This is a genomic window from Aureimonas psammosilenae (assembly GCF_009176975.1).
GTDB classification, from domain to species: domain Bacteria; phylum Pseudomonadota; class Alphaproteobacteria; order Rhizobiales; family Rhizobiaceae; genus Plantimonas; species Plantimonas psammosilenae.
The window spans coordinates 322,984-349,326 of sequence record NZ_WEZG01000002.1 but is presented as its reverse complement, the minus strand read 5'-3'; the positions used below and the strand labels follow the sequence as shown (position 1 = coordinate 349,326).

Below are 26,343 nucleotides of genomic sequence, written 5' to 3'. Positions count from 1 at the left end.
TCTCATCGATCCTTGTCAGAGCACGCCGGCTTCGGTCTTCAGCTTGGCGATCAACTCGTCCACCGAGCCGACCTTCACGCCCGCTTTGCGCTTTTCGGGCTCGACCGTCTTCAGGACTTCGAGGCGCGGGCTGGTATCGACCCCGAAATCGCCCGGCGCCTTTTCCTCCAGCGGCTTCTTCTTCGCCTTCATGATGTTGGGAAGCGAGGCATAGCGCGGCTCGTTGAGGCGAAGGTCGGTGGTGATGATCGCAGGCAGCGTCAGGGACACCGTCTGGAGGCCGCCATCCACCTCGCGTGTCACCGTGGCCTTGCCTTCGGAGAGTTCCAGCTTGTAGGCGAAGGTGCCCTGCGCCCAGCCGAGAAGGCCGGCGAGCATCTGGCCCGTCTGGTTGGCGTCGTCGTCGATCGCCTGCTTGCCGAGAATCACGAGGTCCGGCTTCTCGGCTTCCACGACCCCTTTCAGGATCTTGGCGACTGCCAGGGGCTCGACCACGCCTTCCGCCTTCACCAGGATGCCCCGGTCCGCGCCCATGGCGAGGGCCGTGCGAAGGGTCTCCTGCGCTTGCTGCGGGCCGATCGACACGGCGACGATCTCCGTGGCCGCGCCCTTTTCCTTCTGGCGGATCGCCTCTTCCACGGCGATCTCGTCGAAGGGGTTCATCGACATCTTCACATTGGCCAGATCGACGCCCGTGCCGTCCGCTTTCACCCGGATCTTCACGTTGTAGTCCACAACACGCTTCACGCAGACGAGTATCTTCATGGAAGGTATCCAGCGGTCGTCGTTCAAGAGATGCGGCGCGGCCCGGGCCGGCGCGTCCTCGCCGCTTATCATCCGCCTTCGGCAGAGGCAAACCCGCAAGGGCACGGGCTTCAACATTGGAAATACTTCAATTTACCGATCAAGCCCCGCGCTTCACTTTCCCGTCAGGCTGCGGTTCCAAGCGGGCATTCTCCGTTGTCGTCAGCTCAGTCGCCTTTATCTGCGCTGCCCAAATCCTCTTCGGGTAACGGGAAAAGCCTCCATGAAAAGCCGCATCATTCTGCTTGCCACCGTTGCGACGATCGTCGCGCCCTTCGCGGCCGGGGCGCAAACGGCGACGCAGGCTCCGGGTTTCGGCGCGGACCCCGTCTTGCCCGCGCCCGATACCAGCCACACGGCGGAAAAGCGCTCCAAGGTCGTCGGGTGGCGTGACGGCGGCAAGCCGACCGTGCCGGAGGGCTTCGAGGTGAACGCCTTCGCCACCGGCCTCGATTATCCGCGCTGGATGCACATCCTCGAAAACGGCGATGTCCTCGTTTCGGAAGCGCGTACGACGGGCGACGCCTTATCGGAGGATCGCGGCAAGGGGCCGAGCGCCAACCGGGTGACGGTCCTCAGAGACGCGAACAAGGACGGCGTCGCCGAAGAGCGCTTCGTGCTCCTGTCCGGCTTGCAACAGCCCTTCGGCATTCTCGCCCATCGCGGCAGCCTCTACGTCGCCAACACCGACGCGCTGATGCGCTATCCGTTCAAGCCGGGGGACACGAAGATCGAGGCGAAGGGCGAGAAGATCATGGATCTTCCGGCCGGCGGCTACAACAACCACTGGACGCGCAACGTCGTCGCCTCGCCGGACGGCGAGAAGCTTCTCGTCTCGGTCGGCTCCGCCAGCAATGTCGGCGAGTACGGCATGGACGAGGAGAAAGGCCGCGCGGCGATCCACGAGATCGGTCTCGACGGCAAGAATCAGCGCATCTTCGCATCGGGCCTGCGCAACCCGATCGGCATCGACTTCGAGCCCGAAACCGGCCTGATGTGGACGGCCGTGAACGAGCGCGACAAGATCGGCGACGATCTCGTTCCCGACTACATCACCAGCGTCAAGGACGACGCCTTCTATGGCTGGCCTTTCAGCTACTGGGGCAAGAACCTCGATCCGCGCCTCGAAGGCCAGGGCAAGGACCTCGTGGAGAAGGCGCTGACGCCGGACTACGCGATGGGCGCCCATACCGCTTCGATGAGCGTGCGCTTTTATCGCGGCGAGACCTACCCCGAGGGCTGGCGCAAGGGCGCTTTCGTGGCGCAGCACGGTTCCTGGAACCGTGGCGACTTCGCCGGCTACAAGGTGCTCTTCGTGCCCTTCGAGGGCGGCAAGCCGGTGGGCCAGCCGAAGGAGTTCATGACCGGCTTCATCGCCGATGCGGGCAAGGCGGAAGTGCATGGCCGGCCGACCGGCATCGAACAGATGGCCGATGGCTCGCTTCTCGTGACGGACGACGCCGCCGACACGATCTGGCGCGTCAGCGCCAGGAAGTAGGCGGGCAAAGGTTCGCCATTGCGCCATCCGCCGGCGCAATGGCGGTTTGTGTCTCGGGCGGCGACGATCTAATCCTTCGCGGACGATGGCGGCGGTTCGCCGTCGGAAGCTTCAGCGATTGCCGATCGATGCGCCGTCCGAACATCCTCGTCTTCATGGTCGACCAATTGGCCGGAACCCTGTTTCCCGACGGGCCGGCGGATTTCCTCCATGCGCCGAACTTGAAGCGGCTCGCCGCGCGCTCGGCCCGGTTCCGCAACTGCTACACCGCAAGCCCGCTCTGCGCCCCGGCGCGGGCCTCGTTCATGACCGGCCAGCTTCCCTCCCGCACCGGCGTCTACGACAACGCCGCCGAGTTTCCGTCCGCCATCCCGACCTTCGCGCATCACCTGAGGCGCGCCGGCTATCGCACGGCGCTGTCGGGCAAGATGCATTTCGTCGGGCCGGACCAGCTTCACGGCTTCGAGGAACGCCTGACCACCGACGTCTACCCGGCCGATTTCGGCTGGACCCCGGACTACGGCAAGCCGGGGGAGCGGATCGACTGGTGGTATCACAATCTCGGCTCGGTGACGGGGGCCGGCGTGGCGGAGATCACCAACCAGCTCGAATTCGACGACGAGGTGGCGCATTTCGCAGGGGCCAAGCTCTACGACTTCGCGCGGCGGCAGGAGGAGGACCGGCCCTTCTGCCTCGCCGTTTCCTTCACCCATCCGCACGACCCTTATGTGGCGCGCCGCAGATTCTGGGACCTCTACGAGAACTGCCCGGCGCTCCAGCCGGAAGTCGGGCGGATCGCCTTCGAAGCGCAGGACCCGCATTCGCAGCGCCTCATGCGCGCCTGCAATGATCAGGACTACACCATCACGCCGGACATGGTGGCGCGCTCGCGCCGCGCTTATTTCGCCAACATCTCCTATGTGGACGAGAAGATCGGCGAAATCCTCGCCATTCTCGACGCATGCCGGCTGAGCGACGACACGGTCGTCGTCTTCACCTCCGATCACGGCGACATGCTGGGCGAGCGCGGCCTCTGGTTCAAGATGAACTTCTTCGAGGCATCGGCCCGCGTGCCCCTGATGATTGCCGCGCCCGCGCTTCCCCCCGGCCTCGTGCGAACGCCCGTTTCGACGCTCGACATCGCGCCGACGCTGACCGACCTCGCCGGCATCGGCATGGCCGAGGTCGCGCCCTGGACGGACGGCGTGTCGCTCGTTCCGGTCGCTGAAGGTCGAACGCGCGAGCCCGTGCCGATGGAATATGCCGCGGAAGGCTCGGAAGCGCCGATGGTGGCTCTGCGGGAGGGACGGTTCAAATACGTGCGTTGCGAACTCGACCCGCCGCTTCTCTTCGATCTCGAAGAAGACCCGCACGAGCTTCGCAACCTCGCCGACGATCCCGCCCATGCCGATACGCTGGCCCGGCTTCATGCCGAAACGGACAAGCGCTGGGATCTCCCCGCCTTCGACCGCGCGGTGCGGCAAAGTCAGGCGATGCGGCACGTGACTTACGCGGCGCTTCGCAACGGCGCTTACTACCCCTGGGACCACCAGCCGCTGCAGAAGGCCTCCGAGCGCTACATGCGCAACCACATGGACCTGAACGTCCTGGAAGAAACGCAGCGTTTTCCGCGAAACGAATAGGCTCAGTCGGCGGCATCCGCGCAGGCGGCGCAGATGCCTTTGATCTCCACCGTGGTCTTGGCGACCGTGAAGCGGTTGTCGCGGGCCCAGGCGGACAGCCGCGTGCCAACGGCCTCGTCCGGAAACTCTTCCGTCCTCCCGCACCGCTCGCAGATGGCGAAGACCATCGCGGAAGCCGAGGCGTGGCAGTTCGGATGGACGCAGGCGACGAAGGCGTTGAGGCTTTCCAGCCGGTGGACGAGCCCCGCTTCCAGAAGCTTGTCGAGCGCCCGATAAACCTGAAGCGGCGCGCGCAGGCCTTCGCTGCGGAGTTCGTCCAGAATCGGATAAGCGCCGAGCGGCGCGCCAGCCCGTTCCAGAACACCGAGCACAAGCTTCTGGTTCTTCGTCAGCGAGGCGCTGGCCGCCTCGTGCGAATGACCCTCGTGGTCGTGGAGGTGAGCGCTGTGCGTGCCGGCTGCCATGACCGGATAGATGGCACTTTTTCGCGTCCGCGCAAATGCCTCGCCGTCACACCGTCAGATGCTTTCGCACCTCCGGCCGGTCGAGGTCTTCGGCGAGCCCTGAGAACACCACCTCGCCCCGGTCCATGATGTAGACGCGGTCGGCGAGTTCGCGGCAGAAATCGAGATATTGCTCGACAAGGAGGATCGCGAGCCCGGCCTCGTCGCGCAAGGTTCGGATGGCGCGGCCGATATCCTTGATGATCGAGGGCTGGATGCCTTCCGTCGGCTCGTCCAAGACGAGGAGGCGCGGGCGCGTGACGAGGGCACGGCCGATGGCGAGCTGCTGCTGCTGACCGCCGGAGAGGTCGCCCCCGCGCCGGCCGAGCATGGTCTTCAGCACCGGAAACATCTCGAAGACATGGGGCGGGATCGTTCGCTCGGCGGCCTTCAAGGGCGCAAAGCCGGTCTGAAGATTCTCCTTCACGGTCAGAAGCGGAAAGACCTCCCGCCCCTGCGGCACGAAGCCGATGCCGCGCCGGGCACGCGCATAGGGCGCTTCGCGGCCCAAGACCTCGCCATCCAGCGCAATCTTGCCGCCCCGGATCGGCTGCTGCCCGACGACCGCGCGCATCAGGCTGGTCTTGCCGACGCCGTTGCGCCCGAGGACGCAGGTGATCTCGCCTTGTCTCGCCTCCAGCGAGACGCCGCGCAAAGCCTGCGCCGCGCCGTAGAACAGATCGACGTTGGAAACGCTCAGCATCGCATCATCGCCCGAGATAGACTTCGACCACCTTCGGGTCGGCGGAAACGTGGTCGAGCGTGCCTTCCGACAGGACCGACCCTTCGTGGAGACACGTGACCTTGACGCCGAGGGCGCGCACGAAATGCATGTCGTGCTCGACCACCACCACCGAGCGCGTTTGCGCGATCTCGCGCAGGAGCCGGGCGGTTTCCTCGGTTTCGGCATCCGTCATGCCGGCGACGGGCTCGTCCACGAGAAGAAGCTGGGGGTCCTGCGCGAGCAGCATCCCGATCTCCAGCCATTGCTTCTGGCCGTGGGAAAGGTCGGCGGCGCGGGTGTTCCGCTTGGCCGAAAGGCGTACCGTCTCCAAGATTTCCTCGCGCCGCGCCCGCTCGGCCATGTCGCGCCGATGGAACAGCGCGGAGAAGACGCCCCGGCTCCCGGCGATGGCAAGGCGCAGATTATCCTCCACGCTATGGCTTTCGAAGACGGTCGGCTTCTGGAACTTGCGGCCGATGCCCATCGAGGCGATGTCCGCCTCGTCGTGGCGCGTCAGGTCGGTCTCGCCGCCGAAGAAGACCTCGCCGGTATCGGGCCGCGTCTTGCCGGTGATGATGTCCATCATCGTGGTCTTGCCGGCGCCGTTCGGGCCGATGATGGCGCGCATCTCGCCCCGTTGCAGGACGAGGCTCAGATTGTTGATCGCCTTGAAGCCGTCGAAGCTCTTGGACACGCCGTTGAGGTAAAGAAGCGTTTCGCGCCGTGGCGAGATAGCCTCGCCGCGCTCGGCCTCCTCGGCCGCGCGGAGCGTCGCATAGGGATGCGGCGAGACGAATGTGGTTGTGGGTGTCGCGCTCATTCGGCCGGGCTCCCGACGCTCGCCGCCGGCAAGGTGCCGACACCCTTTTCGGCATCCCGCGACCGACGCCGCTCGCGCCAGCCGGAAAAGCCCGAACCGATCGTTCCAACGATGCCCTTCGGCAGGAAGAGGGTCGTGAAGATGAAGAGACCGCCGAGCACGAAGAGCCAGTATTCCGGCGCGGCGGCGGTGAAGACGCTCTTGCCGGAATTGACGAGCAGCGCGCCGACGATGGGGCCAAGCAGCGTTCCGCGCCCGCCGACCGCCGTCCACACGACGACCTCGATGGAATTGACCGGCGCGAACTCGCCCGGATTGATGATGCCGACCTGCGGCACGTAGAGCGCGCCGGCGATTCCCGCCATCATGGCGGAGACGGTGAAGGCGAAGAGCTTCACATGCTCCGAGCGCCAGCCGAGAAAGCGCGTGCGGCTTTCGGCGTCGCGCACCGCCACCATCAGAAGCCCGAGCTTGGAGCGCGTGATCGCGCCGATCACCACGACGCCGAGGGCGAGCGCCACGCACGTCGCGACGAACAGGCCGAGCCTCGTCGAGCCGGCCGCGATGGGTGCGCCGAGGATATCCTTGAAGTCGGTGAGGCCGTTATTGCCGCCAAAGCCCATGTCGTTCTGAAAGAAGGCGAGAAGCAGCGCATAGGTCATGGCCTGCGTGATGATCGACAGGTAGACGCCGGTGACGCGTGAACGGAAGGCGAAATAGCCGAACACGAACGCGAGAAGACCGGGCACTGCCAGCGCCATCAGCGCGGCGAAGCCGAAATGGTCGAAGCCCTGCCAGAACCAAGGCAGTTCCTTCCAGTTCAGGAACACCATGAAGTCCGGCAGGACCGGATTGGCGTAGACGCCGCGCGCCCCGATCTGGCGCATCAGATACATTCCCATCGCGTAGCCGCCGAGTGCGAAGAACGCGCCGTGGCCGAGCGACAGAATGCCGACATAGCCCCAGACGAGATCGAGGCTCAGCGCCAGAAGCGCATAGCTGAGATATTTGCCGAGAAGCGGCACGGCGTAGTCCGGCACATGCAGTGGATGGCTCGGCGAAAGCTGCGTGTTGGCGAGCGGCACCAGAACCGCGACGCCAAGGATCGCGAGAACGATCCACCAAACGCGAAGGCCCAGAAAGCGAGCGAAGATCATGCGTCCACGAACCTTCCCTTGAGGGCGAAGAGGCCGCGCGGGCGCTTCTGGATGAAGAGGATGATGAGAACGAGAACGACGATCTTGCCGATCACCGCCCCGGCATAGGGCTCGATGAACTTGTTGAGGACGCCGAGGCTCATCGCGCCGACCAGCGTGCCCCAGAGATTGCCGACGCCGCCGAAGACCACGACCATGAAACTGTCGATGATGTAGCCTCCACCCAGATCGGGCGACACGTTGTCGATCTGGCTGAGCGCGACGCCCGCGACGCCCGCGATGCCGGAGCCGAGCGCGAAGGTCAGCGCGTCGACCCAGGGCGTGCGGATACCCATCGCCGCTGCCATGCGCCGGTTCTGCGTCACCGCGCGCATCTTGAGGCCCATGGAGGTGCGATTCAGCGCGAACAGGAGGCCGGCGAAGACAGCCAGCGCGAAGGCCAGAATCCAGACGCGGTTCCAGGTGACGGACATCAGGCCGAGATCGAAAGCGCCGGACATCCAGGACGGATTGCCGACCTCCCGGTTCGTCGGCCCGAACCACAGGCGCACGGCCTGCTGGAGAACGAGCGACACGCCATAGGTCGCGAGCAGCGTTTCCAGCGGCCGGCCGTAAAGGAAGCGGATCAGCCCGCGCTCGATCACGAGGCCCACAAAGCCCGAGACGAGAAAGGCGAGCGGCAGGGCAATCGCGAGCGACCAGTCGAAGAGGTGCGGCGCGTGGGTGCGGATCGCTTCCTGCACCACGAAGGTAGTATAGGCGCCGAGCATGATCATCTCGCCATGGGCCATGTTGATGACGCCCATGACGCCGAAGGTGATGGCAAGGCCGATGGCGGCGAGAAGCAGGACGGAGCCGAGCGACAGCCCGTACCAGATGTTCTGCGCCTGCCCCCAGAAGGCGATCTCGCGCTCGATGGTGCCCGCCCTCGCGCGAGCCGCTTTCGCCAGCACCTCGTCCGGCGAGGATGTAAGAGTCGACAGGGCAACGAGCGCCGGCCGGTCGCCCCGCGCCGCGACCGTCTCGACGGCCTGGATCTTGTCGGCGGTCGGACGGTCGGATTTCAGGACGGCGTTCGCGCGTGCTTCTTCAAGACGCTGCCGGATCGCCTTGTCGCCTTCCTTCGCGATCGCCGCATCCAGCATCTCGATCTGCTCGGGCGTCGCGCCGGAAAAGAGCCCGGTCGCGGAAGCCAGCCGGCGCGCGGGATCGGGCGAGGACAGGGTCAGGCTGCCCAGTGCGTCCGCGATGGTCTTGCGGATGGAATTCTTGATCTTCACCTTTTCGAGCCCCGCCTTCGGCTCGGTGCCGGCGGGTTCGCCGCTCAAGGCGTCGAAGGCCTGAAGCTCTGCGCCGGCCCCCCGCGCGATCAGCACCGACTGGTCGGCCTTGCGGTAATAGAGTTCGCCGTCGCCGAGCGCGCGCAGCGCGTTCGCGGCGTTCGGATCGCCCGTCGCGGCCAGCGACTTCACGGTGGCTTCCGTCTCATCGAAGCTCTTCTTGCCGCCGAACTCGGCGATGATGGCGCGCGGATCGGGACCTTGCGCAAGGGTCGGTGCGACCAGCCACAAGAGGCCGAGAAGGGCGACGAGGAGCCGCCCGAGCCGTGAAATCGTCATGGGATTTGAGGTCTTCGCGTGAAAACGAACCTCCTCTCCCGTCATGGGAGAGGAGGAAGGCGCTTTGGGACGGGTGCCGTCAGTTGGCGGCGGCCGTCGTGGTCGCACCGCCGCACTTGCCCGTCGCGGTGTTGAAGTTGCCGCAGGACATGGGCGCGCGCCAATCGGAGATCAGGGGCTTGGACTCCGGCAGGAAGTCCGACCATTCGTCGCCCAGAACGAGGCCCGGCGTCTGGTCGACCACCTCGAACTGGCCGTCTTCCTGAATCTCGCCGATCAGTACCGGCTTGGTGATGTGGTGGTTCGCGCCCATCGACGAATAACCGCCGGTGAGGTTCGGCACGGACACGCCGACCATCGCGTCGATCACCTTGTCCGGATCGGTGGTGCCAGCCGCTTCAACGGCCTTCACCCACATATTGAAGCCGATGTAATGGGCTTCCATCGGGTCGTTGGTGACGCGCTTGTCGTTCTTGGTGAAGGCGCGCCACTTGGCGATGAACTCATCGTTCGCCGGGTTGTCGACGGACTGGAAGTAGTTCCAGGCGGCGAGATGGCCGACGAGGGGCTTCGTGTCGATGCCGGCCAGTTCCTCCTCGCCGACCGAGAAGGCGACCACCGGAATGTCGCCGGCCGAAACGCCCTGGTTGCCCAGTTCCTTGTAGAAGGGCACGTTGGCGTCGCCGTTGACGGTGGAGACCACGGCCGTCTTCTTGCCGGCCGAGCCGAACTCCTTGATGGCAGAAACCTCGGTCTGCCAGTCGGAAAAGCCGAAGGGCGTATAGTTGACCTTGATATCCTCCGCCGCGACGCCCTTGGCCTTCAGATAGGCCTCGAGGATCTTGTTGGTGGTGCGCGGATAAACGTAGTCGGTGCCTTCCAGCACCCAGCGCTCGACGCCTTCCTTCATCAGGTAATCGACGGCGGGAATGGCCTGCTGGTTCGGGGCCGCGCCCGTATAGAAGACGTTGCGCTCAGATTCTTCGCCCTCGTACTGGACGGGATAGAACAGGATCGAGTCCAGTTCCTTGAAGACCGGCAGAACGGATTTGCGCGACACGGAGGTCCAGCAGCCGAACACGGCGGCAACCTTGTCCTGCGAGATCAGGCCCCGCGCACGCTCGGCGAAAAGCGGCCAGTCGGAGGCCGGATCGACCACCACGGCCTCAAGCTTCTTGCCGAGAAGGCCGCCTTTCTTGTTCTGCTCCTCGATGAGCATCAGCATGACGTCCTTCAGGGTCGTTTCCGAGATCGCCATCGTTCCTGACAGCGAGTGCAGGACACCAACCTTGATCGTTTCGCCCGAGTCCTGAGCGTAAGCACCTCCGACCGACGCCATCAGCGCCGATGCGGCGATGAGTCCACGCATCCATCCGTTCATTTGAGCCATGTCCCTCGATCTCCGCGACGGGCGCCCACCCCCGGACGCCCCTTCGAAAAGCTTAGAGCAAGCCTCGTGCCAACTGCAGAACCGCACTCTTTCGAGGATGGCATCCAAAAACTGCCGTAGAATATAGCAGACGCGGATTGCGTGATGACATTTTAGCCATCGTTGGTCCGAGGCTGGTGGAAGGATGGATGGAGCCGGCAAACGGTGCCGACATTGGTCAAGTGTGCATCCAGGTGTTACATCCACGCGGTTGCATGAAGGCGAGCGGGCCGACCGGGGCGAGAGGATCGCCGCCGACCCGTGGCCAAGCGAAGGCGGCGAGTTCTGGAAACCGAGACGATCATTCGTGAAGAGGCCGACCTTGCCCCAAGCGCGGCGGGCACGGTTCTCGTGACCGGCGCGAGCGGTTTTCTTGGCTCGGCCATCGCCCGCACCTTCGCGCGCGAGGGTTTTGCGGTGCGTGCCCTGGTGCGCGGCACGAGCCCGCGCACCAATCTCGACGTGGAAGGCCTCCAAACCGTCACCGGCGACCTCACCGATGCCGCGTCCTTGGCGCAAGCCATCCGGGGCGCGCGCTATCTGGTTCATGCCGCGGCGGATTATCGCCTTTGGGCGAAGGAGCCGTCCGAGCTTTATCGCTCCAATGTCGAGGGCACGCGCCTTTTGATGCAGGCCGCGCTGGAGGAAGGCGTCCAGCGCGTGGTTTATACGAGCAGCGTCGCCGTTCTCGCCCCACCGCGCGAAGCCGGCCGCCGCTCCACGGAAACGGACGGACTTTCCGTCGAAAACGCCATCGGCGCCTACAAGCGCTCGAAAGTGCTGGCGGAAGAGGTGGTGCGTGATTTCGCAGGCAGGGGTCTGCCGGTCGTGATCGTCAACCCGTCGACGCCGATCGGCCCGCGCGACGTGAAGCCGACGCCGACCGGCCGGGTCATCGTGGAAGCAGCAAGCGGCCGAATGCCGGCCTTCGTGGATACCGGCCTCAACCTCGCCCATGTGGACGATGTCGCTGAAGGCCATCTCCTGGCGCTGCGTCGCGGGCGGATCGGCGAACGCTACATCCTGGGAGGCGAGGATGTGGCCTTGTCCGACATGCTAGCCGAGATCGCCCGGCAGCTCGGCCGCAAGCCCCCGACGGTGCGCTTGCCGGTCGGCGCGGTGATGCCGCTCGCCGCGCTTGCGGAAGGTTGGGCGCGCGTGACGGGTAAGCCCCCTTTCGTGTCCTTCGACGCCTTACGCATGGCGCGCTACCGCATGTTCTTCGACGACGCCAAGGCGAGGCGCGAGCTCGGCTATACGAGCCGCCCTTATAGTGAAGCGATTGCCGACGCCTTATCCTGGTTCCGTCAGGCCGGGATGATCGGATGATCTGGCTCGCCTGCCTGTCGCTTCTCGTCTGGGTCTATCTTCTCGCCGCGCGCGGCAACTTCTGGCGCTTGTCGCCCGACATGCTCCCGGCAAAAAGCGCGACGCGTGCCGCCGCGCCGTCGGTTCTGGCGGTGGTTCCAGCCCGGAACGAAGCGGACGTGATTGGCCGAACGCTTCCCTCGCTTCTCGCGCAAGACCATGACGGACCGTTCCACGTTCTTCTGGTGGACGATGCTAGCGACGACGGCACGGCCGAGGCGGCAAAACGCGCGGCGGAAGCGGCGGGCGTCAAGCATCGCCTCTCCGTCCTGTCCGGCGATCCCCTGCCGCCGGGCTGGACGGGAAAGCTCTGGGCGATGAATCAGGGCTTGAGCTTTGCGGCAAGGCAGGAGACGCCGCCCGACCTCCTGCTCTTCACCGACGCCGATATCGCTTACTCGCCGGGCGTCCTCGGCCGCCTCGTAGCGCAGCGGGAAACAACAAACGCCGTTCTCGTATCGCTGATGGTGAAGCTGCGGGCCGAAAGCTTGGCCGAACGCTTCCTCGTGCCGGCCTTCGTTTATTTCTTCCGGATGCTCTATCCCTTCGCCTGGGTTCGCGATCCGCAGAACGCATGTGGGGCCGCCGCCGGCGGCTCGATGCTGGTGGACCGACAAGCGTTGGAAAATGCCGGCGGCATCGCCGCCATTCGCGGCTCGCTGATCGACGATTGCGCACTCGGCGCCTTGATGAAACGTCAAGGCCCGGTCTGGCTCGGGCTCACCGACGAGGTTCATTCCTTGCGTGAATATCCCCATTTTGGCGACATCGCTGAGATGGTGTCCCGGTCGGCCTATACCGAACTGCGCTATTCGCCCTGGCGCCTTCTCGGCGCGGTTCTCGGCCTGTCGCTGGTCTTTCTGGTGCCGCCCGTCGCGGCGCTTGCCGGTCATGGCGCGACCAGACTCGTCGGCTTTCTCGCCTTCGGCGCGATGGTGCTGTCCTTCCTGCCGATGGTGCGATTCTACCGCACCGGACTGTGGACAGCGCCGCTGATGCCGTTAATTGCCCTCGCCTATCTGTTCTTCACGCTCTCTTCGGCGCTACAGCATTGGCGCGGTCATGGCGGAGCTTGGAAGGGACGGGTGCAGGCGGGTTTGAACAAGGCGGCGCGTTCATGACGTCGGCTGGGGCCAAGCGGTTCACGAGAACGCATCGCGGCGAGAACTTCCCCGTCGCGTCGCGGCTCGTTTCCGCGCGCCATCGCCCCGCGATCCTCGCCTTCTACCGCTTCGCCCGCGCTTCCGACGACATCGCCGACGACGGCCTTCTCGAACCCGCCGAGAAGCTGCGCCGCCTGGACGAGATGGAAGCGACGCTCTTCGGCGAAGCCGACGCCCCCCATGCCGTTCCCCTGCGCGCCGTCCTCACCGAACGCCGTCTTTCCGCGCGCCATCCCTGCGATCTCCTGACGGCCTTCCGTCTCGATGTCGAGAAGTCGCGCTATCGCGACTGGAACGACCTCATGGACTATTGCGCGGTGTCCGCCGCGCCGGTCGGCCGCTTCGTGCTCGACGTCCATGGCGAACAGAATTCGACCTGGGAGGCCTCGGACGCGCTTTGCGCGGCGCTTCAGGTCATCAACCACATGCAGGACTGCGCCAAGGACCACCGAGCGCTCGACCGCGTTTATCTGCCGCTCGACATGCTGGCCTCGCACGGGTCGGGTGTCGAGGACCTCACCCGTGCTGCCGCGACGCCCGCCTTGCGTGAGACTCTCAGCGAACTCGGCGAGCGCACGTCCCTCCTCCTCGCCAAGAGCGCGTCCCTCGCGCCGAGCGTGCAGGATCGACGGTTGCGGATGGAGATCGCCGCCATCCAGCGCCTCGCCGAGGTGCTGGTGACAAGGCTCGCCGCGCGCGATCCGTTGAGCGAGCGGGTGCATCTGCGCAAGGCCGAAGCCGCGCTGGTTTCCGCCCGCGCCATGATCTCGTCGCTGATCGCGACGCGCGGCAGCGCTCGCAGGCGAAGCGGAAACGGCAGCGGCCGGGGTGCAGGGTCGCCGACATGAGCCTGCAAGCCGCGCGAGATGTCGTTCTGCCGCCGGTCGGCGAGGAACGGGTGGAGGAGCTTCCGCCCGTCGGCAGTTCCTTTTATCTGGGCCTGCGCATCCTGCCGCGCGAACAGCGCAACGCCATGTATGCCGTCTACGCCTTCTGCCGCGCGGTGGACGACGTGGCGGACGAAGGCGGCTCCGCGCCCGACCGGCTCCGGCGGCTGGACGGCTGGCGCGAGGCCATCGCCGATCTTTATTCCGGCCATCCGCCCCGCGCTTCGCTCGGTCCCCTTCACCGCGCGATCGGGCGCTTCGGCCTGAAGCGCGAGGACTTCGAGGCCCTGATCGACGGCATGGCCATGGATGTCGACGGCCGAACCGCCGATCTCGACGCTGCCGGGCTCGACCTTTACTGCGACCGCGTGGCGAGCGCGCCGGGACGCTTGTCGGTGCGCGTCTTCGGTCTGACGGAAGAACCCGGCATCGCCCTCGCCCATCATCTCGGCCGCGCGCTGCAACTCACCAACATCCTGCGCGACGTGGACGAGGATGCGGGCCTCGGTCGGCGATACCTTCCGCGCGAGGCTCTCGAAGACGCCGGCCTCGGCGGCCTTTCCGACCATGCCATGCTCGCCGATCCCCGCCTGACCGCCGCCTGCGCGCCGCTCGCGCGAGCGGCGCAAGCCCATTTCACTGAGGCCGATCGCATCATGAATGCCTCCCCCCGCGAATGCGTGCGCGCGCCGCGCCTGATGGCCGCCGCCTATCGCCCGCTGCTGGAGCGTCTCCTTCAGCGGGGCTGGGCCCCGCCGCGCGAGCGCATCGCCAAGCGCAAGCGCGACATCATGGGCGCGGTTCTGCGCTTCGGATTTCTTTGACGATGCCGGGACGCATTCATATCGTCGGTGCAGGTCTCGCCGGCCTTGCGGCTGCGGAAGCCGTTCTCTCAGTGGGACTGGAGCCGGTCGTCTACGAGGCCTCGCCCCATGCCGGCGGGCGCTGCCGTTCCTACCACGACACCGCGCTGGGTCTCACCATCGACAACGGCAACCACCTGCTTCTGTCCGGCAACGAGCAGGCGCTCGACTATGCGCGGAAGATCGGCGGCGCCCATGCTCTCCATATCCAGCCGGAATGCGCTTTTCCCTTCATGGATCTGCGCACCGGCGAGCGCTGGACGCTGCGCCCCAATGCGGGCCGCCTGCCCCGCTGGATCTTCGATGCCGCGCGGCGCGTGCCGGGCAGCCGGGCCGTCGATTACCTTTCGCCGCTTCGCTTGTTCATGGCCAGGCGGCAGGCTCGCCTCGGCGACGTCATGCCGACAAAGGGGCATGTCTACGAACGTCTCTGGCATCCGCTGCTTCTGGCCGCCCTCAACACCGATCCGGCCGAGGCCTCGGCCCGCCTCACGGCCTCGCTGATGCGCGAAACGCTCGGGGCCGGCGGCGATGCCTGCCGGCCGGTGATCGCGAAGAACGGGCTCGGGCCGGCCTTGGTCGATCCGGCCGTCGCAATGCTTGCCGCGAAGGGTGCACCGATCAGGTTCGGACGCGGCATCCGCTCGCTGAAGGTCGAGAACGACCGCGTGTGCGGCCTCGTGTTCGCCCATAGTGAGGAAGCCGTCGCGCCCGGCGAGGAAGTGGTTCTCGCGGTTCCCGCTCCCGTCGCCGCCTCCCTTCTGCCCGGCCTCGAAACACCGACCGAGCACCGCGCCATCGTCAACGCGCATTTCCGCGTCGCCCCGCCCGCCGGCATGCCGACGCTGATCGGTCTCGTCGGTTGTTTGAGCGAATGGATTTTCGCCTTTCCCGAACGCCTGTCGGTGACGATCAGCGGGGCCGACCGCCTACTGGATCGCCCGCGCGACGAGCTTGCCACCGAGATCTGGCGCGAGGTCGCGCATGTCGCGGGTCTCGATGCGGCGACACTGCCCCGCTGGCAGATCATCCGCGAAAAGCGCGCGACGTTTCGCGCGACGCCCGAGCAGGTGGCGCGCCGGCCGGAAACGCAAACCGCCTTCCGCAATCTGTATCTGGCCGGCGACTGGACGCAGACCGGACTTCCGGCCACCATCGAAGGCGCGGTGCGCTCCGGCCGAAAGGCCGCCGGCATTGCCCTTCGGCATGCCGGCCTCGAAGCCCTACCCCGCATGGCAGCATGATCGAAGATTTCGTTTCGTTTTCCGGCCCGCAGCCGACCTCCCTCTTTGACGAGGCCGAACCGGTCGGCACGCCGACGCTCGACGGCCGCATCGCCAAGGCCACCGCTGGGCTCCTCGCCCTGCAAAAGCCCGACGGGCACTTCTGCTTCGAACTGGAAGCGGATGCGACCATTCCTTCCGAATATGTCCTGCTCCTCCACTGGCTCGGCGAGGAGAACGTGCCCCTCGAGGCCAAGATCGGCACCTATCTGCGCCGCATCCAGGGCGAGCACGGCGGTTGGCCTTTGTTCGCCGAAGGCGCCTTCGACATGAGCGCCAGCGTGAAGGCCTATTTCGCGCTGAAGATGATCGGCGATGCGCCGGGTGCGCCGCACATGGTCAAGGCGCGCGAGGCGATCCTGTCGCGCGGCGGCGCGGCCAATGCCAACGTCTTCACCCGCATTCTCCTCGCGCTCTATGGCGCGGTGCCCTGGCGAGCGGTGCCGGTGATGCCCGTGGAGATCATGGCGCTGCCGCGCTGGTTCCCCTTCCACCTCACCAAGGTTTCCTACTGGGCGCGCACCGTGATCGTGCCTTTGCTCGTGCTTCAGGCCCTGAAGCCGAAGGCCGCCAATCCGCGCGGCGTCGGCATAGCCGAACTCTTCCTCGTTCCCCCCGATAAGGTGCGCGATTGGCCAAAGGGGCCGCATCAGGTCGCGCCGTGGTCGCAGATCTTCGGCGGCATCGACCGCGTTCTCCAGGCGACGGAAACACGCTTCCCCAAGACCTCTCGCCGCCGCTCGATCGAAAAGGCGGTCGCCTTCGTGGACAAGCGGCTGAATGGCACGGCTGGCCTCGGCGCGATCTATCCGGCCATGGCGAACGCCGTGATGATGTACGAGGCGCTCGGCGTGCCGCGCAGCGATCCGCGCGTCGTCACCGCCCGCGCCGCGATCGACGGCCTTCTCGTGGAGCGCGAAACGGAAGCCTATTGCCAGCCCTGCCTGTCGCCCGTGTGGGACACGGCGCTCGCCGCCCACGCGCTGATCGAAGCCGGGGGTGCTGGAACGCGCAGCGCAGAGGCGGGACTCGAATGGTTGAAACCTTTGCAGGTTCTCGACCACAAGGGCGATTGGGCGGCGATCCGGCCGGATGTGCGGCCTGGCGGCTGGGCCTTCCAATACGCCAATCCCGATTATCCCGATCTCGATGACACCGCCGTGGTCGCCATGGCGATGGACCGGCTCGCCAAGCAAGGCGCGGTGGAAGGTGAGTTCGATGAGGCCGTTTCGCGCGGAGCGGAATGGATCGGCGGCCTGCAAAGCCGCAACGGCGGTTTCGCGGCCTTCGACGCCGACAACACCCATCATCACCTGAACTACATTCCCTTTGCCGATCATGGCGCGCTGCTCGACCCGCCGACCGCCGATGTCACGGCGCGCTGCATCTCCATGTTCGCGCAGCTCGGCGAAACGCGGGACAGCAGCCCCCGCCTCGCGAAAGCCGTGGATTACCTGATTGCCGATCAGCAGAAGGACGGAAGCTGGTTCGGGCGCTGGGGCACGAACTACATCTACGGCACGTGGTCGGCCCTTTGCGCCCTCAACGCCGTGGGCCTCAACGAAGACGCACCGCCCGTCGCAAGGGCCGCCGACTGGCTCCTTTCGATCCAGAACGCCGATGGCGGCTGGGGCGAGGACGGCGACAGCTATCGCATGGATTACAAGGGCTACGTGCCCTCGCCGTCCACCCCGTCGCAGACCGCCTGGGCGCTGATCGGCCTGATGGCGGCGGGCCGCGTCGACGATCCGGCCGTGCGGCGCGGCGTCGACTACCTCGCGCGCTGTCAGGGCGCGGACGGGTTGTGGGACGAAACGCGCTTCACCGCCGTCGGCTTCCCGCGCGTCTTTTATCTGCGCTACCACGGTTATTCGAAGTTCTTTCCGCTTTGGGCCATGGCGCGCTTCCGCAACCTTCAGGCCAGCAACACCCGCCGCGTCCAGGTGGGGATGTGACAGCCGAACCGGGAAGCGGCCCGGTTCTGATCGTCACGGGCCTCGCCGCCGAAGCGCGGCTCCTCGAAGGCCCGGACACGATCTGCGTGTCGGCTCCCCCGGCGTCGCTGACAGCCAAGATCGCGGCGGCGAGCGCTCATCGTCGCCCATGCGCGTTGGTCAGCTTCGGTCTCGCGGGCGGCCTCGAACCGGGACTGCCGGCAGGCGCGATCGTCGTCGCGTCTCGGGTGATCGCCGATGGAACGACTTGGGAAACAGACTCAAGCTTGAGCGGTAAGCTGTTGCAAAAGCTCGCCGGCTTACCCCTGGGCTCAAGCCATGGGGCGATGGCGGCCTGCGACGCTCCGGTCATCACAGCACAGGGAAAGTCGGCGCTTCACCGCCGGACCCACGCCATCGCGGTAGATACGGAATCGCATATCGCGGCGCGTTTTGCGGCGGAACGCGACCTGCCCTTCGCCGTGTTGCGCGCGGTTTGCGATACGGCGGAGGCTGATCTGCCGCCGCTCGCCTACCGGGCGATCGATCCGGACGGCCGGCTCGATATGAAAGCGATCGCTGAAGAACTGCTGCGCCGGCCGGGTCAGCTTGTGCAGCTTCCCGGCACGGCGCTCGCGACCGCCAAGGCGATGCGGACTTTAAGCCGCGTCCGCCGTTTCCTTGGCCCGCGCCTCAGCCTTTAGAGCGGCCTGCGCTTCCTTCTGCGCCCGCATCTCGGACAGCTTCAACTGCACGTTCTGCGAAAACACGAACTCGGCCTTGCGCTGGTTCTCCAGCGAGATGTCCGGCGCCATCGGCCCATCGGTGCGGATGCCGAACATCGCGACCTTCGCGGCCTTCCACGGGCGGCGGAACGTGTCTTCCACGGCGGAGGCCTCGAAGCCGCTATGCACCATGCAGTCGGCGCATTTCTCGTAGTTGCCGGTGCCGTAATCGTCCCACTTCGTGTCTTCCATCAGCTCCTTGAAGGTCTTCGCGTAGCCTTCGCCGAGGAGGTAGCAGGGCTTTTGCCAACCGAAGACCGTGCGCGTCGGGTTGCCCCAGGGGGTGCAGTGGTAGGTCTGGTTTCCGGCAAGGAAATCAAGGAACAAGGACGACTGGTTGAAGCTCCACCTTTTGCCGCCATCGCCCCGGCGGAACACTTCGCGGAAGATTTCCTTGGTCTTGGTGCGGTTCAGAAAGTGCTGCTGGTCGGGCGCGCGCTCATAGGCGTAGCCCGGCGAAACGGTAAGCCCGTCGAGGCCGAGTGCCATGGCTTCGTCGAAGAAAGCCGCGATGCGCGCCGGGTCGGCATTGTTAAAGAAGGTCGCGTTGATGGTGACGCGGAACCCCTTCTCCTTGGCGAGGCGGATGGCTGACACCGCCTTGTCGTAGATGCCGGCGCGGCAGACCGAAGCGTCGTGCATCTCCTTGTCGCCGTCGAGATGGATCGACCAGGTGAAGTACGGATCGGGCTTGTAGGCGTCGATCTTCTTTTCCATCAGGATCGCGTTGGTGCAGACGATGGTGGTCTTCCGACGCCGCACGAGTTCGGCGACGACCTGCGGCAGTTCCTTGTGGATCAAGGGTTCGCCGCCCGCGATCACCACCACCGGCGCACCGCATTCCTCGGCCGCGCCGATGCAGTCCTCGTAGGACAGGCGCTTGTCGAGGATCTCGTCGGGATAATCGATCTTGCCGCAGCCGGCGCAGGCGAGGTTGCAGCGGAACAGCGGCTCCAGCATCAGCACCAGCGGATAGCGCTTCTTCCGCAACAGATGCTGCTTGAGGATGTAGCTGCCGACAGTGGCGGCTTGGCGGAAGGGTATGGACAAAAGAACTCACCGGATCGCGTGTGCTGCGCACCATAATGGGCGCATGCAATGCCGATGCCAAGGGCGATGCGTGAACCCGCCCATCAATTCCGCGCGCGGCTTCAAGCGTTGATTGCATTTTAAGGCTTCGTTAGGGACTGCGTTCCGGCCCTTGGCGATCCCTTGCCGAGCGGCGAACACCCGAGGCCACCCGTGATCGAAGCCGCCGTCGCGCGCAGCATCCGCCATCCCTGGATCGTCATTCTCCTCGCGCTTCTGGCCACGGGGCTGGCGACCTATTGGACGGTGGCGCATTTCGCGATCAACACCGACACCGCCCGCCTCATCTCGCCGGAAGTGGAATACCGCCGCAACGAGATCGACTTCGCCAAGGCCTTTCCGCAGACGCAGGACCTCGTGGTCGCGGTGATCGACGGCCCGACGCCGGAAGCCGCGACCCACGCCGCGCAAACCCTCGCCGACGCGCTCGAAAGCCGACCCGACACGTTCGGCGACGTGTCCCGCCCCGACGCGACGCCCTTTCTGGCAAAGAACGGCCTCCTTCTTCTGCCGAAGGAAGACGTCCAGCGCATCGCCGGCCAGTTGGAGCGGCAGGCCCCGCTTCTCGGCGCGCTCGCGCAGGACCCGACGCTGCACGGTCTCGCGCGCGCCGTGACCGGCCTTCTCCAATCGGCCGCCGCCGACCCGGAAGCCTTCCGAAACGCGGGCTCGCAGTTCAACGCGATTACGGCCACGCTCGACGCCGCGACGAATGGCGCGGCCGCTCCCTTGTCCTGGCGCTCGCTCCTGTCGGGCGAGGCGTCGGATAACGATCTTCGTCGCATCGTTCTCACCAAGCCGCGCCTCGACTTCACCTCGCTGGAGCCCGGCGGCGCGGCGGTGCGCCTTTTGAAGCAACTCAGCGACGAGCGCGGCGTCACGGGCGACAACGGCGTGACGCTCCGCCTCACCGGCCCGGTGCCGCTCGCCGACCAGGAATTCGCGACCGTCGCCGAGAACATGGAATTGAACCTCGGGCTGACGCTTCTGACTGTGGCCGCGATCCTGTTCGTCGCGCTTCGCTCCGGCCGCCTGATCGCGGCGGTTCTGATCACGCTCTTCGCCGGTCTTCTCATCACGTCCGGGATCGGCTTGGCGCTCGTCGGCGAATTGAACCTCATCTCCGTCGCCTTCGCCGTTCTGTTCATCGGCCTCGGCGTCGATTTCGGCATCCAGTTCGCCGTGCGCTACCGTGCGGAGCGTTTCGAAACGGGTGAGGTCGCGAGCGCATTGATCAGGGCTGCGCGAGGGGTGCGCCTTTCCTTGACGCTCGCCGCCGTATCGCTTCTCGCCGGCTTCTTCTCGTTTCTGCCGACCGAGTTCAGCGGCGTTTCAGAACTCGGCCTCATCGCCGGGCTCGGCATGATCGTCGCTTATGTCGCGAACCTCACTCTCCTGCCCGCCCTGATCGCCGTTTTCGGCACGCGGGCGGAAACGAAACCTGTCGAGACCACCGCGCTCGCCAAGGTCGATCACTGGATCGCCCGGCACCGCCTTCTGGTGATCGGCGCGACGGGCGTCCTCGTTCTCGCGGGTCTGCCCTTCCTCCTGAAGCTGCCCTTCGATTCCAACCCGATGAATCTTCGCAGCCAGAGCGTGGAATCGGTCTCGACCTTCATCGACCTGTCCCAGAACCCGCGCACCGCGCCGAACAAGCTCGACGTTCTGGTCCCCTCCGAAGGCGATATCGACGCGATGAGCGCGCGCCTCGCCGCCCTGCGGGAAGTAGCGGGAACGATCAGCATCAAGACCTTCCAGCCCGTCGACCAGGACGAGAAGCTGGCGGCGATCGCCCGCGCTTCCGCCGCCTTGTCGCCGGCGTTGGGAGCCTCTCCCGCCCCCGCCCCGTCGGACGCCGAGACCGTTTCTTCGCTGCGGATGGCGGCCGGGGCGTTGGCGCAAGTCGCGAGCATGTCGCCCGATCTCGCCCGGCTCGGTGAGGCAATGAACAGTCTTGGCGAAGCGCCGCCTGCCGCGCGCGAGGCCGCGCAGAACGCCGTTTTCGCTTATTTCCCGCAACTCGCCCAAACCCTCAAAACGACCCTGGCGGCCGAGCGGATCACGCGCGAAAGCCTTCCCGCCGACCTCGTGGCGAACTGGATCGCGCCGGACGGTCGGGCACGCATCGAGGTCTCGCCCTCCGGCAATTCCAACGACAACGCCGTCCTGGCGCGCTTCGCCGACGCCGTGCGCACCGTCGCGCCGCAGGCGACGGGCGCGCCGATCGGCATCATCGAAGGGGGCCATACGATCGTCCGGGCCTTTTCGGAGGCCGGCATCTACGCCCTGATCGTGATCACGATCATTCTCTGGGTGGCGCTTCGTCGCTTCCTCGACGTGGTGCTGGCGCTCGGGCCACTGGTTCTGGCCGGCATCCTGACGCTGGAGGCGGCCGCGCTCATCGGCCTGCCCTTGAACTTCGCCAACATCATCGCCCTCCCCCTCATGTTCGGGGTCGGCGTCGCCTTCCACATCTATTATCTGATCGCGTGGCGGGCGGGTCTGGCAGATGTTCTGGCGTCGAGCCTGACGCGCGCCATCTTCTTTTCGGCGCTCACCACGGGCGTCGCCTTCGGCAGCCTTTACGCCTCGAGCCATCCCGGCACGTCGAGCATGGGCGAGCTTCTGGCGATCTCGCTGGTCTTCACGCTGCTGGCCGCCTTTATCGTCGTGCCCGCCTTTCTCGGCCCTCCCCCGCCGGTGGACGAGGAAAAGGCCGCCAAGCTCGGCTACGGGCGACGGAAGGACTGAGCGGGCAGCGTCAAAGGAGTTCCAGCTCGCCGGGGCGGATGCGGGACTCGCTGTCCGAGGCCTCGACGCCGCGCAGGCGATCGCGCAGGTCCGACAAGCGGATGTTGGAGGCCGCCCAGTCGAAGTCGAGATCGGCGTCGCCCGGCGTCATCTCGGCGACCAGCATCAGGAAGCGCGACAGCTCGCTCAGGTGCTGGTGCACGAAGTCGATGTCCTGCGCGGCCGTCACGAGTTCGGCGCGCGAAACGCGGGACGCCCCGTTCTCGTCCGGCAGGAAGCGGTGCATGTCCTCGACGCGGCAGGCGAGTTCGTCGCATTCCGCAGACAGCACCGACAAAAGGCGCACGGCTGTTCCAACGGCCATTTCGGGTATCCTTGCATCCAGCCCGTGCGCGAAGGCTTCGGTCGGCGAGAGTTCGAGGTCAGAACAGTTCGAGATCGCCGCCCGACGAGACGGGCGGCTGCGCCCGGAGGATCGGCGCGGCCATCTTCGGGCGCGGCGCTTCCGTGGTCTTCTCCATCAGGATCTGGCGTGCCCGCCCCGTATGGGGCCAGTATTCGATGCGCCGTCCCTGATCGCCGCCGAGATCGCCGCCGGCATAGGTGATGCCTTCCATTTCGAGGAAGCGCTTGGCGAAGGCGGCGTTCTTGGCGCCGATATCCGACAGGCCGCCCACCGTGCGCGCGCCGCCGAAGAGCTTGGCTTCCAGCGCGTGACGCCGGGCGCCCTTCTTCAGAAGGCCGTTCACCAGAAGCTCCATCAGGTAGAGCCCGTAGGATTCGGACTGGACGTTGCTGCCCGCCCCGCTGTCGCCGGGCAGGAGGAAATGGTTCATGCCTCCGACACCGGCCGCGGGATCACGGATGCAGGCCGCCACGCAGGAGCCCAGCAGCGTCGTCATCACCACGTCGGGGCCGGAATCGACCTTGGCCTCGCCCTGGATGATGTGGACCCGCCGCCAGTTCCCTTCGGTCCGGCTCATTGCAGCCGGCCCACGACCGCTTCGATCGTCTTCTGGAGAACGGGCACGCTGATCGGCTTGACCAGGAAGTTGTTGACGCCGAGCGCCGCCGCCTTCTGGACGAGTTCCTTGTTGCCGCGGCCCGACAGGATGATGAAGGGCGTCTTCTTGGTCGGCCCGTAGGAGCGGATCGCCTGAAGAAGCTGGAGCCCGTCGAGCTTGGGCATGTTGAAGTCGGAGATGATGATATGGCAGGGCGAGGCCATCATCGCCTTCAACGCCTGTTCGCCGTCTTCCGCCGTAACGATGTTCTGGATGCCGAGCTGGTCCAACGCGTCGCGGATGAGCATCCGGCTCGTGCGCTGATCGTCGACGATCATGACCTTGAGATGCTGCTTCATGCTCATGGTCTGACTTCCTTCCCGAGGACCCTCGGACAGATTGGGAGCTGTACTTGGTCCCCATCGTAAACGAGAATCTGCAAACGGATCATTGACGAGGGACGGGCGGAGGGGCACTCGCCCGACATTTTTTTGTCATGCGCGCGGGCGGCGGACCTCATGCGAAGATCTCCTCCGCGATGCGGCCGAGCGGCAGGCGGCGCTCGGCGGCGCCGATCTCGTAGGCGACGCGCGGCATGCCGTAGACGAGCGAGGTGGCCTCGTCCTGCGCCAGTGTCCGCCCGCCCCCCTTGCGCATGGCCAGCAGGCCGTCGGCGCCGTCGCGGCCCATGCCGGTCAGGATCACGCCGGTCATCTTGCGCGGTCCCGCCCCGCTGATCGAATGGAACAGAACATCGACGGACGGGCGATGGCCCTGCACCGTGTCCTCTTCCGACAGGGCGCAGCGCAGGCTTCCCTTGCCGCGCACCGTCAGGTGCTTGCCGCCGGGCGCGAGGTAGATGCGGCCGCCGACGACCGGCTCGCCGTCCTGCGCTTCTGCGACCTCGGCCTTGCACACGCGGTTGAGGCGCGCGGCGAAGGAGCCGGTGAAGGCCGCCGGCAGATGCTGCACGATCAAGGTCGGCGGGCAGTCGGCCGGAAAGCCCGCCAGAAGGTTCATCAACGCCTCGACGCCGCCGGTGGAGGAGCCGACGCCAATGATATCGGGCCAGCCCGCATGGCGCTGCAGGGCCGGCGCGGCGGGCCGGGGGGCGGCCTGCGCCGGGCGCGCGCTGATCTGCCGCCGGGATTTGGCGGCTTCGCGGATCATCGGCGGCAGGGTTTCGAACGTGTTGCCCTGGATGCCGTTGGGTTTGGCGATGCAGTCGAAGGCGCCGATCTCCAGAGCGGTCAGCGTGGGCGCGGCGCCCGGCTGCGTCAGGTTCGACACCATGATCACCGGCGTCGGCCGCAGGCGCATGATCTTGGACAGGAATTCGAGGCCGTTCATGTTCGGCATCTCGATGTCGAGCGTGATCACGTCCGGATCGAGGGCCTTGATCTTCTCGCGCGCGTCCAGCGGATTGGACGCTTCTCCCACGACCTCGATCCCGCCATTTCCGTCGATGGCGCGGCGAAGCAGCGCCCGCATCGTCGCCGAATCGTCGACGATCAACACTCTGACCGGGTTGGGTGTCATGCCCCGCCCCCCTTCACGAAGCGATAGGCCGTCGTTCCCTCGTAGGACAGGAAGGACTGGCAGGCGCCGGTCAGGCGCTCGGAATGGCCGATATAGAGCCAGGCTTCCGGCTGCATGTAGTCGCAGAACCGGCGCCAGATGCGCTCGCGCGTCGGCTGGTCGAAATAGATGGTGACGTTTCGGCAGAAGATCGCGTTGAAGCGCCCCTTCATCGGCCAGTCGCCGATGAGGTTCAGTTCGCGGAACGAAACGATCGTGCGCATCTCCTCGGACACCTCGAAGCGGCGCGTGCCCGAACCGTCGCGGACTTCCGACATCCAGCGCCGGCGCAGGTCGTCGGGCACCGCCGACACGGCGTCCTCGTCGTAGACGCCGGCATGGCCGAAGCCGACGACGTTCGGGTCGATGTCGGAGGCGAGGACGCGAACGTCGTGGTTGGCCGCGTCCGGCATCATGGAGAGGATGGTGAGCGCGATCGAATAGGGCTCGTGGCCGTTGGAACAGCCGGCGGACCAGATGCGGACCCGCCCGCCCCGCTTGGCTTCCGCCAGAAGCGGCGGCAGCAGGCTGGAGCGCAGGTGCTCGAAGTGGTGGTTCTCGCGAAAGAAGCTCGTCACGTTGGTGGTGAGAGCCGCCATCATGGTCATGCGCTCGCTGGCGCCGCTTTCGCCTGCGATCAGGGCGCAATAGTCCTTGAAACTCGCCAGCCCGAGCGTGCGCAACCGTTTGGCGAGGCGCGAATAAACGAGCGTCGTCTTGGAAGGCGGGATCAGGATGCCGGCATCCTCGTGGAGGACCCGCGTGATGGTTTCGAAATCGGCCTCGGTCAGAAGGAACTCGCCTTCGACGCTCGGCCGATCGAGCGTCCTTGACCTGGTATTCAGCACGTCGATGACCCCTAAAAGGATAAAAGCGGCATTCCGGAACCTCGGCTTCCCGCTTCCCGGACCAGCCGCGCCGGGACAGGACCGGCGGGCGTGAAGCAAGAAGCGACGAGTGCGCGGAACGCCCGTATCAGGCGGCCAGTTCGACCTGCGGCAGGACGCCGTCGAGCGCGATGAGGGAGATCATCCGCCCTTCGATCGCCATGACGCCCTTCACGAAGCTCTTGGCGAGTTCCGATCCCACATCCGGCGTCGGCTGGAGGATTTCGTCGGTGACAGTCAGGATGTCCGACACCGCATCCACCAGAAGGCCGACGAGCTGCTGGTTGACACGCACCACGATGATCACCGAGCGGGCGGTGGGCTGGATCTTGCCGAAGCCGAGGCGCGCGGCGAGATCGATGATGGGCAGAACCGTGCCGCGCAGGTTGATCACGCCCGTCACGAAGGACGGGGCATGCGGCAGGGGCGTCGCCGCGGCGAAACCGCGGATCTCGCGCACCGACTGGATGTCGACGCAGAACTCCTGCTCGGCGATGCGGAAGGCGATCAGCTCTTCCGCCACGTTGCTGTCGATGGCTTTCGTGCGGGACACG

General features: G+C 66.1%; 24 protein-coding genes. 10 read left to right on the top strand and 14 right to left on the bottom strand.

Features of this window, described 5'->3' with window-relative positions; all coding sequences use genetic code 11:
• Window positions 1-15: 15 nt before the first annotated feature.
• Window positions 16-765, bottom strand: coding sequence for an electron transfer flavoprotein subunit beta/FixA family protein (locus F9929_RS05550; protein WP_152045547.1), 750 nt, complete (start codon window positions 763-765; stop codon window positions 16-18).
• A 262-nt stretch (window positions 766-1,027) separates the two neighbouring features.
• On the opposite strand from F9929_RS05550, the gene F9929_RS05545 reads away from it, so the two are divergent.
• Both F9929_RS05545 and betC read left to right on the top strand, forming a co-directional pair.
• Window positions 1,028-2,302, top strand: coding sequence for a PQQ-dependent sugar dehydrogenase (locus F9929_RS05545; protein WP_152045546.1), 1,275 nt, complete (start codon window positions 1,028-1,030; stop codon window positions 2,300-2,302).
• 128 nt (window positions 2,303-2,430) lie between these two features.
• Complete coding sequence (gene betC / locus F9929_RS05540) at window positions 2,431-3,945, top strand: choline-sulfatase (RefSeq protein ID WP_152045545.1); 1,515 nt, start codon at window positions 2,431-2,433, stop codon at window positions 3,943-3,945.
• A gap of 2 nt (window positions 3,946-3,947) precedes the next feature.
• On the opposite strand, the gene F9929_RS05535 is transcribed toward betC, so the two are convergent.
• The 6 genes from F9929_RS05535 to urtA form a co-directional block, all read right to left on the bottom strand.
• Entirely contained in the window at window positions 3,948-4,409 is a 462-nt protein-coding gene (locus F9929_RS05535) for a Fur family transcriptional regulator (RefSeq protein WP_152045544.1), read from the bottom strand.
• Between the two features lie 46 nt (window positions 4,410-4,455).
• Window positions 4,456-5,151 carry an urea ABC transporter ATP-binding subunit UrtE gene (urtE, locus tag F9929_RS05530; protein WP_152045543.1) on the bottom strand — a complete coding sequence of 232 codons (696 nt, stop codon included), beginning with the start codon at window positions 5,149-5,151 and terminating at the stop codon, window positions 4,456-4,458.
• A gap of 4 nt (window positions 5,152-5,155) precedes the next feature.
• Window positions 5,156-5,992 (bottom strand): urea ABC transporter ATP-binding protein UrtD, encoded by an 837-nt coding sequence (urtD, locus tag F9929_RS05525; protein WP_152045542.1) that lies wholly within the window; start codon window positions 5,990-5,992, stop codon window positions 5,156-5,158.
• A complete protein-coding gene (gene urtC / locus F9929_RS05520) occupies window positions 5,989-7,149 on the bottom strand; it encodes an urea ABC transporter permease subunit UrtC (RefSeq protein WP_152045541.1) in 1,161 nt (386 codons plus the stop codon). The genes urtD and urtC overlap by 4 nt, the downstream gene beginning before the upstream one ends.
• Window positions 7,146-8,768: an urea ABC transporter permease subunit UrtB gene (urtB, locus tag F9929_RS05515; RefSeq protein WP_152045540.1), complete on the bottom strand. Its 1,623-nt coding sequence runs from the start codon at window positions 8,766-8,768 to the stop codon at window positions 7,146-7,148. The genes urtC and urtB overlap by 4 nt, the downstream gene beginning before the upstream one ends.
• A 79-nt stretch (window positions 8,769-8,847) precedes the next feature.
• Window positions 8,848-10,107: an urea ABC transporter substrate-binding protein gene (gene urtA / locus F9929_RS05510; protein WP_407922208.1), complete on the bottom strand. Its 1,260-nt coding sequence runs from the start codon at window positions 10,105-10,107 to the stop codon at window positions 8,848-8,850.
• A gap of 393 nt (window positions 10,108-10,500) precedes the next feature.
• On the opposite strand from urtA, the gene hpnA reads away from it, so the two are divergent.
• From hpnA to F9929_RS05475, 7 genes are read left to right on the top strand one after another with little or no spacing between them, the layout of a single operon-like run.
• Window positions 10,501-11,526 carry a hopanoid-associated sugar epimerase gene (gene hpnA, locus F9929_RS05505; protein WP_152045781.1) on the top strand — a complete coding sequence of 342 codons (1,026 nt, stop codon included), beginning with the start codon at window positions 10,501-10,503 and terminating at the stop codon, window positions 11,524-11,526.
• The gene (locus tag F9929_RS05500) at window positions 11,523-12,686 is read left to right on the top strand and encodes a glycosyltransferase (RefSeq protein ID WP_152045538.1); all 1,164 of its coding nucleotides are present in this window, start codon (window positions 11,523-11,525) and stop codon (window positions 12,684-12,686) included. Before hpnA ends, F9929_RS05500 begins: the two co-directional genes overlap by 4 nt.
• Window positions 12,683-13,576: a squalene synthase HpnC gene (gene hpnC / locus F9929_RS05495; RefSeq protein WP_152045537.1), complete on the top strand. Its 894-nt coding sequence runs from the start codon at window positions 12,683-12,685 to the stop codon at window positions 13,574-13,576. Before F9929_RS05500 ends, hpnC begins: the two co-directional genes overlap by 4 nt.
• The gene (hpnD, locus tag F9929_RS05490) at window positions 13,573-14,439 is read left to right on the top strand and encodes a presqualene diphosphate synthase HpnD (protein ID WP_152045536.1); all 867 of its coding nucleotides are present in this window, start codon (window positions 13,573-13,575) and stop codon (window positions 14,437-14,439) included. The genes hpnC and hpnD overlap by 4 nt, the downstream gene beginning before the upstream one ends.
• 2 nt (window positions 14,440-14,441) lie before the next feature.
• The gene (hpnE, locus tag F9929_RS05485; protein WP_152045535.1) at window positions 14,442-15,722 is read left to right on the top strand and encodes a hydroxysqualene dehydroxylase HpnE; all 1,281 of its coding nucleotides are present in this window, start codon (window positions 14,442-14,444) and stop codon (window positions 15,720-15,722) included.
• A complete protein-coding gene (gene shc / locus F9929_RS05480; protein WP_152045534.1) occupies window positions 15,719-17,716 on the top strand; it encodes a squalene--hopene cyclase in 1,998 nt (665 codons plus the stop codon). Before hpnE ends, shc begins: the two co-directional genes overlap by 4 nt.
• A complete protein-coding gene (locus F9929_RS05475) occupies window positions 17,713-18,399 on the top strand; it encodes a phosphorylase family protein (RefSeq protein ID WP_193227623.1) in 687 nt (228 codons plus the stop codon). Before shc ends, F9929_RS05475 begins: the two co-directional genes overlap by 4 nt.
• Here F9929_RS05475 and hpnH read toward each other — a convergent pair.
• A complete protein-coding gene (hpnH, locus tag F9929_RS05470) occupies window positions 18,355-19,530 on the bottom strand; it encodes an adenosyl-hopene transferase HpnH (protein ID WP_152045532.1) in 1,176 nt (391 codons plus the stop codon). The genes F9929_RS05475 and hpnH overlap by 45 nt on opposite strands.
• A 192-nt stretch (window positions 19,531-19,722) precedes the next feature.
• Between hpnH and F9929_RS05465 the strand changes: the two genes are divergently transcribed.
• Window positions 19,723-22,320 (top strand): MMPL family transporter, encoded by a 2,598-nt coding sequence (locus tag F9929_RS05465; protein ID WP_152045531.1) that lies wholly within the window; start codon window positions 19,723-19,725, stop codon window positions 22,318-22,320.
• A gap of 10 nt (window positions 22,321-22,330) precedes the next feature.
• Here F9929_RS05465 and F9929_RS05460 read toward each other — a convergent pair whose 3' ends face one another.
• The 6 genes from F9929_RS05460 to F9929_RS05435 form a co-directional block, all read right to left on the bottom strand.
• Window positions 22,331-22,684, bottom strand: a complete 354-nt coding sequence (locus F9929_RS05460) for a hypothetical protein (RefSeq protein ID WP_152045530.1) — start codon at window positions 22,682-22,684, stop codon at window positions 22,331-22,333.
• 58 nt (window positions 22,685-22,742) lie between these two features.
• Entirely contained in the window at window positions 22,743-23,303 is a 561-nt protein-coding gene (locus F9929_RS05455) for a chemotaxis protein CheD (protein WP_152045529.1), read from the bottom strand.
• Window positions 23,300-23,689: a response regulator gene (locus tag F9929_RS05450; RefSeq protein WP_152045528.1), complete on the bottom strand. Its 390-nt coding sequence runs from the start codon at window positions 23,687-23,689 to the stop codon at window positions 23,300-23,302. The genes F9929_RS05455 and F9929_RS05450 overlap by 4 nt, the downstream gene beginning before the upstream one ends.
• A 151-nt stretch (window positions 23,690-23,840) precedes the next feature.
• A complete protein-coding gene (locus F9929_RS05445; RefSeq protein WP_152045527.1) occupies window positions 23,841-24,863 on the bottom strand; it encodes a protein-glutamate methylesterase/protein-glutamine glutaminase in 1,023 nt (340 codons plus the stop codon).
• Complete coding sequence (locus F9929_RS05440) at window positions 24,860-25,750, bottom strand: CheR family methyltransferase (protein ID WP_235919041.1); 891 nt, start codon at window positions 25,748-25,750, stop codon at window positions 24,860-24,862. The genes F9929_RS05445 and F9929_RS05440 overlap by 4 nt, the downstream gene beginning before the upstream one ends.
• A gap of 127 nt (window positions 25,751-25,877) precedes the next feature.
• Entirely contained in the window at window positions 25,878-26,342 is a 465-nt protein-coding gene (locus F9929_RS05435; protein ID WP_152045526.1) for a chemotaxis protein CheW, read from the bottom strand.
• Between the last annotated feature and the right edge of the window lies 1 nt (window position 26,343).